Raw genomic sequence first — 12512 nt, 5'->3', positions numbered from 1 at the left:
TGTACCTCTAACGACCTCAGGCCGCCTCGTCCGCGCGCTTGTCGATGACCTTGTCGATCAGCCCGAACTCCTTGGCCTGGTCGGCGGTCATGAAATTGTCGCGCTCGAGCGCGCCCTCGATGTCCTCGTAGGAACGGCCGGTGTGCCTGACGTAGATCTCGTTCAGGCGCCGCTTCAGGCTCTCGACCTCGCGAGCGTGGATCAGAATGTCGGTGACCTGGCCCTGGAAGCCGCCGGAAGGCTGGTGGACCATGATTCGGGCGTTCGGCAGCGCAAAGCGCATATCCTTGGCGCCGGCGGTCAGCAGAAGCGAGCCCATCGAGGCTGCCTGGCCGACGCAGAGCGTCGTCACCGGGCAGCGGATGAACTGCATGGTGTCGTAGATCGACAGGCCCGAGGTGACCACGCCGCCGGGCGAGTTGATGTAGAAGGAGATTTCCTTCTTGGGGTTCTCGGCTTCGAGGAACAGCAGCTGCGCCACGATCAGCGAGGCGGAATAATCCTCGACCGGGCCGGTCAGGAAGATGATGCGCTCGCGCAGCAGGCGCGAATAGATGTCGAAGGCGCGCTCGCCGCGGCTCGACTGCTCGACCACCATCGGGACGAGATTGTTATAGGTCTCGATCGGGTCACGCATCATCGTCGGTCCTTGGGGTCAAAGCGGGCGGGAATCAGCCGATAGCGGCGAAGACCCCACATAAGCATGCCGGCGGCGGCTGAAAAGGGAAGCGCCGCCCGCAGCGTGCGGACGGCGCCGATATCGTCAATCAGGCGGCAAGGATCAGGCCGAAGCCTCGTCAGTCGCCTCGGCCGCAGCCTTCTTGGTCTTCTTCGCCTTGGCGGCCTTCGGCTTGGCCTCAGCGGTCTCTTCCGCCTCGTCGTCGGCGAAGAGCGCCTCGCGCGAGACCGACTTGTCGGAGACCTTCACCTGGCCGAGCAGATGGTCGACGACCTTCTCCTCGAAGATCGGGGCGCGAATCTCGGCGAGCGCCTGCGGGTTCTTGCGGTAGAACTCCCAGACTTCCTTCTCCTGGCCCGGGAACTGGCGGGCGCGCTGGATCAGGGCCTGCGTCACCTCGTCATCCGAGATCTGGACCTTGGCCTGCTCGCCGATCTCGGCCAGCACCAGGCCGAGGCGCACGCGGCGCTCGGCGATCTTGCGGTACTCGGCGCGAGCCTCGTCCTCAGTGGTGTCCTCGTCGGCGAAGGTCTTGCCGGCGTTCTTCATGTCCGCCTCGACCTGGCTCCAGACCGCGGCGAACTCCTGCTCGACCAGGGTCGGCGGCAGCTCGAAGCTGTACTTGCCGTCGAGCGCGTCGAGCAGGGCCTTCTTGACCTTGCGGCGCGACTGCTCGCCGAACTCGCGGCCGATCTGCTCGCGAATCGCGGTCTTGAGCGCGTCGAGCGACTCCATGCCGAAGCCCTTGGCAAGCTCGTCGTCGATCTTCAGCTCGCCCGGAGCCTGGACGTCGTCGACGGTGACGGCGAACTCGGCCGGCTTACCGGCGAGATGGGTCGCGGTGTAGTTCTCGGGGAAGGTCACCGAGACGGTGCGCTGCTCGCCCTTCTTGACGCCCTCGAGCTGCTCCTCGAAGCCCGGAATGAACTGGCCGGCGCCGAGCTCGAGCGGGATTTCCGAGCCGGTGCCGCCGTCGAAGGGCTTGCCTTCGAGCGTGCCGACGAAGGAGATCAGCAGGCGGTCGCCCTTGGCGGCCTTGGCGCCGTCCTTCTTCGATTCGAAGCTGCGATTCTGCGAGGCCATGCGCTCCAGCGCGGCGTCGACATCGGCTTCAGGAATCTCGGCGACGGGCTTCTCGAGCGAAACGTCGGAGACGTCGACGACCTCGATCTTCGGCAGCACTTCGAGCGCGACGGTGAAGGCGAGATCGCCCTTGGCCTCCATCGCGGCCTCGATCTCGTCCTTGTCCTCGGGGAACTTGATCTGCGGCTCGAAGGCGAGCTTCAGGCCGTTGTCGGCGACGATCTTCTGGTTCGCCTCGTTGACGGCGTTCTGGACCACGTCGGCCATGACCGAGCGGCCATAGAGGCGACGCAGATGGCCGACCGGGACCTTGCCGGGGCGGAAGCCGTTGATGCGGGCCTTGCCCTGCAGGCCGGCGAGGCCGTCATCCAGCCTGGTCTTGAGGTCGGTGGCGTTCAGCACCACCTGAAATTCGCGCTTGAGGCCCTGGGACAGGGTTTCGGTCACGTTCATCGTTCTGATCCGCCAACAGCTCTTTACTTCAATGTCCAAAGCGCGACGCCGGGGATCCGCCGCCGCGCTCACGAAACTCGATCCTGGTGCGGGCGAAGGGACTCGAACCCCCACGACTTGCGCCGGCGGAACCTAAATCCGCTGCGTCTACCAATTCCGCCACGCCCGCCGACCTGGTGCGCCGCACCGCGGTCGTCGCGACAGCAGCACCGTTAGGCCGCGCCGCTATACCATTTCGGGCGCGTCATGCAGCAAAAAAATGCGACATTTCTGCGAAGGCCGCTCCCGTACGGCTTTGCGCTCGCCAGAACGGCGCTCCCCGGCTATGTCGCGGGCATGAGCAAAGACGCTTCGCCGAAGGGTTCACACCCTCTTCCCAGCCGCCGCCGGGTCATCGCGCAGGGCGCGGGGCTCGCGACCATGCTCTCGCCGCTGTCCGCGCTGGCTCAGCAAGCCGCATCATCGCCGCAGCCGGCGGCAGCCGGCGCGGCGCGGGACCTCATCGCCGCCGCCGCCAAGGTTCGCCTGCGCCCGGCGCCGGCACCGGAATCCGAGATCTGGGCCTTCGACGGAGCAGCTCCCGGCCCCGTGCTCAAGGTGAAGCAGGGCGAGACATTGCGCCTCACTCTGCAGAATCGGACCGACAAGCCGCTCTCGCTGCACTGGCACGGCCTGCGCGCCGACCACGCCATGGACGGTGTCGGCGGCTTCAGCCAGGAGCCGGTGCCGCCGGGCGGGCAGTTCGAATACCGGCTGACACCGCCCGATTCCGGCAGCTTCCTCTATCGGCCGATGCTGTTCGGCGGCTCGTCCGAGCCGGCGGGACGCGGGCTCTCAGGCATGCTGATCGTCGAGGAGAAGGAGCCCCCCGCGGTCGACCTCGACCTGCCGGCCCTGATCGGTGACTGGCTGCTCGGCGACGACCAGAAGCTGCTGCCCTTCGCGCCCGACAGCCAGGACGGCGCCGCGGCAGGACGGCTCGGCAGCTGGCTGACCGTCAACGGCAAGCCGCCGCCACTGCCGGTCAAGCTGCCGCCGGGCTCCCGCGTCCGCCTGCGTCTCGCCAATGCCTGCAATGCCCGGATCATGCGGCTGCGCTTTGACGAGATGAAAGCCTTCGTCGCGGCGGTGGACGGCCAGCCGACCGAGACCTTCGAGCCGGTCCGGGGCCAGCTGCCCTTCGCGCCGGGCACGCGCTACGACGTGATCTTTGACATGCCGGAGACAGTCGGCGCCGCCGCCAGCGTCACTGCGCTGATCGGCCCCGGCGTGCCGCTGGTGCGCTTCGTCTCGGACGGCGCGGCCAAGCCAGCGCGCCCTGCGATCGCCGGCATGCCGCTCAATCCGGCGTTGCCGGCTGCGGTCCGGCTCCAGGATGCCAAACGCAGCGAGATGCTCATCGAGGGTGGCGCCAGGATCACGCCCGAGAACAAGCTCGATCTTGCCGGGCTCGACCTTTCGAAGCCATGGACCGTCAATGGCGGCCAGGGCGATCCGAAGGGCAAGCCGCTGTTCAGCGTCAAGCGCGGTTCGCCCGTGGTGATCGGCATCACCAACAAGACCGCCTTCCTGCAGCCCTTCCACGTCCACGGCCACAGCTTCCGGCTGCTGCATCCGCTCGACGACGGCTGGGAGCCCTATTTCCTCGACACGGTCCAGATCCCCGAGGGCAAGCGCCTGCACATCGCCTTCATTGCTGACAATCCCGGGCGCTGGCTGATCTCCTCGACCGTGCTGGAGCGCTTCGACCGCGGGCTGTGGAGCTGGTTCGAGGTGACGTGAGGCGCGGAGCACATGAGCCCGCTCGGCTCCGACACGGGAAAATTGTCAGCCCTCATACATCCATGGATTGATCACGGCGACACCGATATCGGCGAAATCGGCGACGTTGCGGGTCGCGATCGCGGCGCCGCGCGAGGCGGCGATCGCCGCAATCTGTGCGTCGAACTGGCTGATCGGCCGACCGGCTTGCCGGCGGGCGACGGCGAGCCTGGCATAGGCGTCCGCCGCATCCTCGTCGAACGGCAATACGCGTCCGCCGAAATCCTCGGCGAAGATGGGCCCTATGGCCGCGAGCAGTTCCTGCTTGCGTTTTCCATCCGGAAGTAGGTGCACACCATAGAGAATCTCCGCCTCCGTGATCGCGGTCGTGAAGACCGAGGCTGGCGGCAGGTCAGCTAGCCATGATTCCACGGCGCCATCTGGTTTCGGACGTAGGAGCTCGGAGATGACGTTGGTATCGAGGACGATCATCAGCCGAAATCGATCGGCTCACGGATCGGCTCGCGCCCAGGGATGTCGAGTTCAACCCCGCCGACTTTCTCGATCCGGCTGCGAATCCGGTCGGCAAGATTGTGCCGGTTCTGATTGGGCTCGACCGAAAGAGCCGCTCGCAGAATCTCGCGCGCCTCCTCTTCCATCGAACGTCCGCGCGAGGCGGCGCGGATGCGCAGGCGCTTCTTCAACTGATCGTCGAGATTGCGGATCGTCATGCCCGTCATGGCTCGCCCTCGATCATCAATGCTGAGAGATTAAGCAATGATGCGTCGCCTTTCAAGGCAAGCGGCTCACCACCTTTCCGCTTCGACTTGTCATGGCGGCGAGCGGCTTCTAAACCGGCCGCCTCAGTCAGGAGCCCGCCATGACCGCCAACGCCATCGTCACTGTCGGTGCCGACCTCGCCAGGCCCGTCCGCTTCGGTAACGGCCTGCCGCTCGCCTTGATCGCCGGCCCCTGCCAGATGGAGAGCCGCGATCACGCGCTGGAGATCGCCCTGGCGCTGAAGGAGACGTCCGAGAAGCTCGGCATTGGGCTGGTCTTCAAGGCTTCGTTCGACAAGGCCAACCGCACCAGCGTGAAGGGCCAACGCGGCATCGGCCTGGAAGCCGCCCTGCCCGTCTACGCCGAGATCCGCGAGCGCACTGGCCTGCCAGTGCTGACCGACATCCACGATGTGAGCCAGTGCGCGCCGGTGGCCGAGGTGGTCGATATCCTGCAGATTCCGGCCTTCCTCTGCCGGCAGACCGACCTGCTCGTCGCCGCCGCCAAGACCGGCCGTATCGTCAACGTCAAGAAGGGCCAGTTCCTGGCGCCCTGGGACATGGTCAACGTCGCCGCCAAGGTGACCGAGAGCGGCAATCCCAATGTGATGCTGACCGAGCGCGGCGCCTCCTTCGGCTACAACACACTGGTCACCGACATGCGCGCCCTGCCGATCATGGCCGAGATCGGCGCGCCCGTGATCTTCGACGCCACCCACTCGGTGCAGCAGCCCGGCGGCAAGGGCGCCTCGACCGGCGGCCAGCGCGAATTCGTGCCGGTGCTGGCGCGAGCCGCCGTCGCGGTCGGCGTCGCCGGCGTCTTCATCGAGACCCATCCCGACCCCGACAACGCCCCGTCGGACGGACCGAACATGGTGCCGCTGCGCGACTTCCATGCGCTGATCGCAGAACTGCAAGAGTTCGATCGGCTTGCCAAGCGCTCGGCGCATTCTACGCTGGCGTATGTCTGACGCCCCCAGCGCTCCGCCGCCAGCCACGCCCTCGCAAGGCTCGCTGAATTCGCTCATTCTCGTGCTCGGGGCGTGCGGTTTCGCCTCGACCTTCACGATGCGCTTGCTTGACCCGCTGGTGCCGACACTGGCGGCCGAGTTCGGGCGCAGCATCGCCCAGGTCGCGGCGATCGCGACCGCCTTTTCCTTCGCTTATGCCATCGGCCAGCCTTTCCTCGGTCCGATCGCCGATTCACTCGGCAAGCTCAGGACGATCGCAACCTGTCTCGGCGCGCTCGCACTCCTCTCTCTCGCCGTGACCTTCGCCGGCTCGTTCGAAATGCTGACGGTCGTGCGCATGGTCGCCGGCATCGCCGCCGGAGGCATCATCCCGGTCGCGATGGCGGCGATCGGAGACCGGGCGCCGATGGCCGAGCGGCAGATCATGCTCGGGCGCTTCCTGGTCCTGATGATCGTCGGACAGATGGTCGGCGCCGCCTGCTCCGGCTTGATCGCCGAGCACCTCGGCTGGCGCTACGTCTTCGTGATGGCGGGCAGCCTCGCCGCGATCGCCGGTGTTCTGGTGCTGGTGGTGCTGAAACCCCGGCCGGATGCGCGCCGCGCCCCGCTCAGCTTTGCCAGCGCGCTCGCAAACTATGCCGCCGTCTTCGCCAATCCACGGTCGAAACTGCTCTATGGGCTCGTCATCGTCGAGGCCAGCCTGATCTTCGGCATGCCGCCCTATATCGCGGCGATCCTGCAGGAGCGCGCCGGCGTCGGCCCGTCGCAGGCCGGCCTCGTCATCGCCGGCACCGGCCTTGGCGGCATCGTCTACGGCGTGCTGACCCGGATCCTGGTCGAACGGCTCGGCCCGGCCCGGATGACCGTGATGGGCGGCATCGTGATGGGCCTGGCCTTCGCCCTCTTCTCGCTCGCCTTCCTGCCCTGGTGGAGCGCGATCGCGATCTTCACGCTGAACGGCTTCGGCTTCTTCCTGATGCACGGAACCTTCCAGGCGCAGGCGACCGAGCTTGCGCCCACCGCACGCGGCTCAGCCGTCGCACTGTTCGCCTGCGCCCTGTTCTGCGGCCATGCGCTCGGACCGGTGCTGATGGGCGCCGCCCTGCACCTGTTCGGCACCAGCGGCGCGATCCTCGTCTTCGCTGCCGGGATCACGCTGCTCGGCTTCGCGGTTCCGCGCATCCTGCCACTGGCCGGCAGCCGGACGTAAGAACCGCCTCCGTCATTCCGGGATTTTGCGCAGCGAAGGGCCTGGAATCCAGAACCGATGCGCGCCGCCATGAAGCGCGGATATGACAGCGTCCTTCGGGACACGGCATCGGTTCTGGATTCCGGCCTCGCCGCAATGCAGCGCCCCGGAATGACGACAGCTCAGCGTCCCCGATAAGGAGCGACGCCCTGGTCGGGCAGCCACAGGCCCTTCGGGGCCTCGCCGGTCTGGAAGAACACGTCGATCGGGATGCCGCCGCGCGGATACCAGTAGCCGCCGATGCGGAACCATTTCGGCTCCAGCAGCTCGACCAACGTCTTGCCGATGCCGACCGTGCAATCCTCGTGGAAGGCGCCATGGTTGCGGAAGGCGCCGAGATAGAGCTTCAGCGACTTCGATTCGACCAGCCAGTCACCCGGCAGATAGTCGATCACCAGGATGCCGAAATCGGGCTGGCCGGTGACCGGGCAGATCGAGGTGAACTCCGGACAGGTGAAGCGGGCGAGATAGTCGGTGCCGGCATGCGGGTTCGGCACGCGGTCGAGGCGGGCTTCCTCCGGCGAGCGCGGCAGCTCGCTCGCCTTGCCGAGCTGGAGGGTCGAGGCGTCGATGGTCATGTCGTGGTCCTGAACAGGTGGACATCCGCCGTAAACGGACGCTGAGTTGTCGCGGCTTTTAATCCCCGGCCCGGATAAATGCCACCGCCCCTTCCCGTCGCCGCCGCTTGTGTCTAGAAGCGCCACGTCCCTGCTCATTTTCCCTCCCTTTCGGAGCCTGACATGACTGCGATCATCGACATCATCGGCCGCCAGATCCTCGATTCCCGCGGCAATCCGACGGTCGAGGTCGATGTGGTGCTCGAAGACGGCTCGATGGGCCGCGCCGCCGTGCCGTCGGGCGCCTCGACCGGTGCGCATGAGGCGGTCGAGCTGCGCGACGGCGACAAGAGCCGCTATCTCGGCAAGGGCGTGCTGAAGGCGGTCGAGGCCGTCAATGTCGAGATCGCCGAGGCGATCGTCGCCATGGACGCCGAGGACCAGACCGCGATCGACCAGGCGATGATCGAGCTCGACGGCACGCCCAACAAGAGCAAGCTCGGCGCCAACGCCATCCTGGGCGTCTCGCTCGCCGTAGCCAAGGCGGCGGCCGATGCGTCCGGCCTGCCGCTCTATCGCTATGTCGGCGGCACGTCGGCCCGCGTCCTGCCCGTTCCGATGATGAACATCGTCAATGGCGGCGCCCATGCCGACAACCCGATCGACTTCCAGGAATTCATGATCATGCCGGTCGGCGCGCCGTCCTTCGCCGAGGCGCTGCGCATGGGCTCGGAGGTCTTCCACACGCTGAAGAAGGCGCTGCACGATGCCGGCCACAACACCAATGTCGGTGACGAGGGCGGCTTTGCGCCGAACCTGAAATCGGCCGAGGCCGCGCTCGACTTCGTGATGGCGGCGATCGAGAAGGCCGGCTACCGCCCGGGCGAGGACATCGCGCTGGCGCTCGACTGCGCCGCGACCGAGTTCTTCAAGGACGGCGCCTATGTCTATGAAGGCGAACGCAAGACCCGCGATCCGAAGGCGCAGGCCAAGTATCTCGCCAAGCTCGTCGCCGGCTACCCGATCGTCTCGATCGAAGACGGCATGGCCGAGGATGACTGGGATGGCTGGAAGGCCCTGACCGATGCCGTCGGCGCCAAGTGCCAGTTGGTCGGCGACGACCTCTTCGTCACCAACGTCACCCGCCTGTCGCAGGGCATCAAGGCGAAGACCGCGAACTCGATCCTGGTCAAGGTCAACCAGATCGGCACGCTGACCGAGACGCTCGCCGCCGTCGAGATGGCGCAGCGCGCCGGCTACACCGCGGTGATGTCGCACCGTTCGGGCGAGACCGAGGACGCGACCATCGCCGACCTCGCGGTCGCGACCAATTGCGGACAGATCAAGACCGGTTCGCTCGCCCGCTCCGACCGGACGGCGAAGTACAACCAGCTGCTGCGCATCGAGGAGGAGCTTGGCAACCAGGCGATCTATGCCGGTCGCTCTGCCCTGAAGGCGCTCGCCTGAGTTCATGCTGCGCCGCAAGAGGCGGCGCCATGCGGCAGACCATCTGACGGCTGCTCCGGCTTCACGCTAAAGCCGGAGCATGCATCAGACAGTTCCGCTCACCAACGAGGCCCTGCGCCGGCGCAAGCGGCTCGCCGTCGCCGGCATGCTCGGCAGCGTGCTGATCTTCGGCTCGAACTTCGTCATCAGCCGGCATGCCGTACTCAACGGGCTCACCCAGCACGACCTGCTGGCACTGCGCTTCGCCACAGCTGGGCTGCTGCTGCTCCCGGTCTTCCTGAAGGCGGGCGGCTTTGCGAATTGCGGCGGCGTGAGCTGGCGCCGCGGCATCTGGCTGGCGATCACCAGCGGCTTCCCGATGACCTATCTGATGCTGACGGGACTGACCCTCGCCCCGGCAGCGCACGGCGCCACCATTGGCCCGGGCATGGTCACCCTGATCGGCATCGCCGGTAGCGTCGTCTTGTTCGGGGCGGCGCTGACGCGCAATCTCGTCGTCGGCGTCATCGGTGTCCTGGCGGGCCTTGCCTGCCTCGGCATCGCCGGCAGCACCGGCGCCTCGGCCGGCACCTTGCGCGGCGATCTCTGCTTCCTCGGCGTCGGCCTGCTCTGGGGCTTCTATCCGCTGTTGATCCAGCTCTGGAAGGTCGACGGGCTGAAGGCGGCAGCGATCGTCTCCGTCCTGTCGATGCTCTATCTGCCGGTCTACTTCCTGTTCTTCTTCCGCGGTTTCGATGTCGCGCCCTGGTGGGTCCTGGTCGGGCACGCCATCAACCAGGGTGTCCTCAACGTCATCCTCGGCCTGTGGATCTGGGGCTGGGCCGCGCATGTGCTCGGCGCCGCAGTCGTCGGGCGCTTTCCGCCGCTGATCCCGGTCACCGGCACGCTGCTCGCCGTGCCGGCGCTCGGCGAAATCCCCGGCCCGCTCCAGGTCGTCGGCTTCGTCCTGATCATCGGCGGCCTGTTCATCGCCTCCTGGCGCCGCCCGACGGTCGCGCGCAAACCCTGACTTGGGCGGCGACTAGCTGAGAATCGGCGCGGCATGCGCCTCTCGATTGCCGGCCTTGAAGAGCCGGTCGAGCGTCGCCACGAGCAGCGTCGTGTCGGGGCAGATCAGCAGGCGCGTCGCCCGCCCCCAGGCGAGATGCAGGACATGGTGGCCGCGGTTGAAGGTGCGCACGCCGTCGGTGCCGCTATTGGTCTCGCGCCAATCGACGACCACGACCGTGTTCCATGGCGGCCCGACGACGTCGATGCGCTCAAGATCGAAGTGGATATCGGGCAACAGCCGGTAAAGTCGCCCATACCAGTCGCGCACAGCCGAAAGCGAGGTGCGCGAACCGCCGAGCGCATGGTCATCGCCAAGGAAGCGATGCTCGAAGACAGGCGCGAAGGCCGCGATCACCGGCTCCGCATCACCCCTGTTCACCGCGTCGAAGAGCGCGCGCACCCGCGCCCGCACGATCCCTTGATACATGAGCACGAGCTCCTGGCTTCAACGACCGCAGCCGATGCGGCAGAGCCCTACGATACCGACCGCCGACGTCGCGCCAGTGACATGAGGCCGAGATTCCAGACGACGCAGACCAGCAGGCCAAGGCCGAGCGCCGGCCAGGAGCCAAGCGGCACGGCGGAGACATGGACCAGCGCCAGCGCAAAGCCGAAGCCGAGCAGCCCGAGCAGGCTGTTGGCGATCACCGCGGCGCTGGCCGGCCCGCCGATGCGCGGCTGCAGGATCGCGATCAGGCTCGACAGCACGATCGGGAAGGTCGCCAGCACACCCGACCAGGCTGGGCCGACACGCGTGCTGACCGTGGTGACGGTCCCGGCCAGGGCCGCGACCGCCGCGGCCCGCAGCGGGATCGCATACCAGGGCCGCCGCGGGGTGATCGCGGGACGTGCGGCGAGATAGGGCCGCACGATGCGGTGCAGGATCAGGAAGACGACCGGCGTCACCGGCAGGAGCACGGCGAAGGGCAAGGCCAGTTCGTGCAGGCTCGAGACGATCAGGAAGAAGGTCAGCAGCGCCGCGACGAGGCAGATCACCGTGCCGAAGCGCTGGGCCAGCAGGACATAGACCAGCGACAGTCCGGCATTGGAGAGATTGGAGCTCATGCTGCCGAGCGCGCTCGCCGAGATGAAGGCCGCGTCGTGGTCGAGCGCCAGGAAGACATAGACCGGCCCGGCCGAGATCGGCAGCGTCGCGATCATCGCCGCCAGCAGCGGCCCCGATCGTTCGGCCAGCAGCGAACAGCTGACGACGATGGCGGCCGCGACCGCCATCTTGAGCAGCAGCAGGCCGAGCCCGGGATCGATCACGCCGGCTCGCCTCTAGCCCAACCCTCTTTGGTCTCGGCGACGAAGTCTTCCAGGCGCCCCGCGGCGATGGCGGCGCGCAGGCCGGCCATCAGCTCCTGGTAGTAGGCCAGATTCACCCAGGTCAGCAGCATCTTGCCGAGCATCTCCTCGGCCTTGACCAGATGGTGCAGATAGGCGCGCGAATAGGTGTTGGCGGCCGGGCAGGAGGATTGCGGGTCGACCGGCCTGTCATCCTCGGCATGCTTGGCGTTCTTCAGGTTCATCCGGCCGAAGCGGGTGAAGATCTGGCCGTGGCGACCGGCCCGCGTCGGCATCACGCAGTCGAACATGTCGACGCCGCGTCTGACCGCCTCGACGATATCGTCGGGCGTGCCGACGCCCATCAGATAGCGTGGCTTCTCACTGGGCAGATGCGGCTCGACCGTCTCGATCATGGCGAGCATGACGTCCTGCGGCTCGCCGACCGCGAGGCCGCCGATGGCGTAGCCCTTCAGGTCCATGGCGGCGAGTTCGCGCGCGCTCTCGACGCGTAGGGCGGGCACGGCCCCGCCCTGGACGATACCGAACAGCGCCCTGCCCGCCGGATCGCCAAAAGCCTTCTTGCAGCGCTCGGCCCAGCGCAGCGACAGATGCATCGCCTTTTGCGCGACCTTGTCCTCGCAGGGCAGCGAGACGCATTCGTCGAGCTGCATGACGATGTCGGAACCGAGCAGGTTCTGGATCTCGACCGAGCGCTCCGGCGTCAGCACATGCTTGGAGCCGTCGATGTGGGACTGGAAGGTGACGCCCTCCTCGGTCAGCTTGCGCAGATTGGCGAGCGACATCACCTGGAACCCGCCGGAATCGGTCAGGATCGGGTGTGGCCAGTTCATGAACTTGTGGAGGCCGCCGAGCCTGGCGACGCGCTCGGCGCCGGGCCGCAGCATCAAATGATAGGTGTTGCCGAGCACGACATCGGCGCCGAGCGCCTTGACCTGCTCGGGATACATGCCCTTGACCGTCGCGGCGGTGCCGACCGGCATGAAGGCCGGCGTGCGGATCACGCCGCGCGGCATGCGAACCTCGCCGGTGCGTGCTGCGCCGTCCCGGCCGAGGAGATGGAAGCTGAAATCCGTCGTCATGGACGCGGGCCTAGCCCAGCGCTGCGCTCTGGGGAAGGGCTGGATCGCTTACCGTCATTGCGAGGAGCGCAGC

13 protein-coding genes and 1 tRNA gene are annotated in these 12512 nt (G+C 67.1%); 5 read left to right on the top strand and 9 right to left on the bottom strand.

Translation table 11 applies throughout. The features are described 5' to 3' along the window. Positions 1-16 precede the first annotated feature (16 nt). The 3 genes from AC3WLC_RS15430 to AC3WLC_RS15420 all read right to left on the bottom strand — a co-directional run bounded on the left by AC3WLC_RS15430 (position 17) and on the right by AC3WLC_RS15420 (position 2384). The gene (locus AC3WLC_RS15430; protein ID WP_493684814.1) at positions 17-637 is read right to left on the bottom strand and encodes an ATP-dependent Clp protease proteolytic subunit; all 621 of its coding nucleotides are present in this window, start codon (positions 635-637) and stop codon (positions 17-19) included. Between the two features lie 144 nt (positions 638-781). After that, the gene (tig, locus tag AC3WLC_RS15425) at positions 782-2215 is read right to left on the bottom strand and encodes a trigger factor (protein ID WP_493684813.1); all 1434 of its coding nucleotides are present in this window, start codon (positions 2213-2215) and stop codon (positions 782-784) included. Positions 2216-2299: 84 nt separating this feature from the next. After that, positions 2300-2384 (bottom strand) — tRNA-Leu (locus AC3WLC_RS15420). Between the two features lie 167 nt (positions 2385-2551). Here AC3WLC_RS15420 and AC3WLC_RS15415 point away from each other — a divergent pair. Further along, positions 2552-3997, top strand: coding sequence for a multicopper oxidase family protein (locus AC3WLC_RS15415; protein WP_493684812.1), 1446 nt, complete (start codon positions 2552-2554; stop codon positions 3995-3997). A 45-nt stretch (positions 3998-4042) separates the two neighbouring features. Here the strand turns inward: AC3WLC_RS15415 and AC3WLC_RS15410 are convergent, their stop codons facing one another. Beyond that, the gene (locus AC3WLC_RS15410; protein ID WP_493684811.1) at positions 4043-4468 is read right to left on the bottom strand and encodes a type II toxin-antitoxin system VapC family toxin; all 426 of its coding nucleotides are present in this window, start codon (positions 4466-4468) and stop codon (positions 4043-4045) included. Then, entirely contained in the window at positions 4468-4716 is a 249-nt protein-coding gene (locus AC3WLC_RS15405; RefSeq protein ID WP_493684810.1) for a FitA-like ribbon-helix-helix domain-containing protein, read from the bottom strand. Before AC3WLC_RS15405 ends, AC3WLC_RS15410 begins: the two co-directional genes overlap by 1 nt. Positions 4717-4856: 140 nt before the next feature. Between AC3WLC_RS15405 and kdsA the strand changes: the two genes are divergently transcribed. Continuing rightward, complete coding sequence (gene kdsA, locus AC3WLC_RS15400; protein ID WP_493684809.1) at positions 4857-5726, top strand: 3-deoxy-8-phosphooctulonate synthase; 870 nt, start codon at positions 4857-4859, stop codon at positions 5724-5726. After that, positions 5719-6936 (top strand): MFS transporter, encoded by a 1218-nt coding sequence (locus tag AC3WLC_RS15395; RefSeq protein WP_493684808.1) that lies wholly within the window; start codon positions 5719-5721, stop codon positions 6934-6936. Before kdsA ends, AC3WLC_RS15395 begins: the two co-directional genes overlap by 8 nt. A 161-nt stretch (positions 6937-7097) precedes the next feature. Here AC3WLC_RS15395 and queF read toward each other — a convergent pair whose 3' ends face one another. Continuing rightward, positions 7098-7553: a preQ(1) synthase gene (gene queF, locus AC3WLC_RS15390; protein ID WP_152014561.1), complete on the bottom strand. Its 456-nt coding sequence runs from the start codon at positions 7551-7553 to the stop codon at positions 7098-7100. Positions 7554-7715: 162 nt separating this feature from the next. On the opposite strand from queF, the gene eno reads away from it, so the two are divergent. Next, entirely contained in the window at positions 7716-8999 is a 1284-nt protein-coding gene (gene eno / locus AC3WLC_RS15385) for a phosphopyruvate hydratase (RefSeq protein ID WP_493684807.1), read from the top strand. Positions 9000-9078: 79 nt separating this feature from the next. Beyond that, the gene (locus tag AC3WLC_RS15380; protein WP_493684806.1) at positions 9079-10008 is read left to right on the top strand and encodes a DMT family transporter; all 930 of its coding nucleotides are present in this window, start codon (positions 9079-9081) and stop codon (positions 10006-10008) included. Positions 10009-10020: 12 nt separating this feature from the next. Here the strand turns inward: AC3WLC_RS15380 and AC3WLC_RS15375 are convergent, their stop codons facing one another. From AC3WLC_RS15375 to tgt, 3 genes are read right to left on the bottom strand one after another with little or no spacing between them, the layout of a single operon-like run. Next, a complete protein-coding gene (locus AC3WLC_RS15375; RefSeq protein WP_493684805.1) occupies positions 10021-10476 on the bottom strand; it encodes a nuclear transport factor 2 family protein in 456 nt (151 codons plus the stop codon). 47 nt (positions 10477-10523) lie between these two features. Next, complete coding sequence (locus tag AC3WLC_RS15370) at positions 10524-11318, bottom strand: hypothetical protein (RefSeq protein WP_493684804.1); 795 nt, start codon at positions 11316-11318, stop codon at positions 10524-10526. After that, positions 11315-12439 carry a tRNA guanosine(34) transglycosylase Tgt gene (gene tgt / locus AC3WLC_RS15365; protein WP_493684803.1) on the bottom strand — a complete coding sequence of 375 codons (1125 nt, stop codon included), beginning with the start codon at positions 12437-12439 and terminating at the stop codon, positions 11315-11317. The genes AC3WLC_RS15370 and tgt overlap by 4 nt, the downstream gene beginning before the upstream one ends. Between the last annotated feature and the right edge of the window lie 73 nt (positions 12440-12512).

This window comes from Allobosea sp. GW821-FHT03A12 (assembly GCF_058986765.1).
This window is presented reverse-complemented; position numbering and strand designations above follow the sequence as displayed.

Bases quoted from the DNA above. Each gene is read 5' to 3' on its own strand.
- AC3WLC_RS15430 (WP_493684814.1), bottom strand. From the start codon at position 637: ATGCGTGACCCGATCGAGACCTATAACAATCTCGTCCCGATGGTGGTC.
- tig (WP_493684813.1), bottom strand. From the start codon at position 2,215: ATGAACGTGACCGAAACCCTGTCCCAGGGCCTCAAGCGCGAATTTCAG.
- AC3WLC_RS15415 (WP_493684812.1), top strand. From the start codon at position 2,552: ATGAGCAAAGACGCTTCGCCGAAGGGTTCACACCCTCTTCCCAGCCGC.
- AC3WLC_RS15410 (WP_493684811.1), bottom strand. From the start codon at position 4,468: ATGATCGTCCTCGATACCAACGTCATCTCCGAGCTCCTACGTCCGAAA.
- AC3WLC_RS15405 (WP_493684810.1), bottom strand. From the start codon at position 4,716: ATGACGGGCATGACGATCCGCAATCTCGACGATCAGTTGAAGAAGCGC.
- kdsA (WP_493684809.1), top strand. From the start codon at position 4,857: ATGACCGCCAACGCCATCGTCACTGTCGGTGCCGACCTCGCCAGGCCC.
- AC3WLC_RS15395 (WP_493684808.1), top strand. From the start codon at position 5,719: ATGTCTGACGCCCCCAGCGCTCCGCCGCCAGCCACGCCCTCGCAAGGC.
- queF (WP_152014561.1), bottom strand. From the start codon at position 7,553: ATGACCATCGACGCCTCGACCCTCCAGCTCGGCAAGGCGAGCGAGCTG.
- eno (WP_493684807.1), top strand. From the start codon at position 7,716: ATGACTGCGATCATCGACATCATCGGCCGCCAGATCCTCGATTCCCGC.
- AC3WLC_RS15380 (WP_493684806.1), top strand. From the start codon at position 9,079: ATGCATCAGACAGTTCCGCTCACCAACGAGGCCCTGCGCCGGCGCAAG.
- AC3WLC_RS15375 (WP_493684805.1), bottom strand. From the start codon at position 10,476: ATGTATCAAGGGATCGTGCGGGCGCGGGTGCGCGCGCTCTTCGACGCG.
- tgt (WP_493684803.1), bottom strand. From the start codon at position 12,439: ATGACGACGGATTTCAGCTTCCATCTCCTCGGCCGGGACGGCGCAGCA.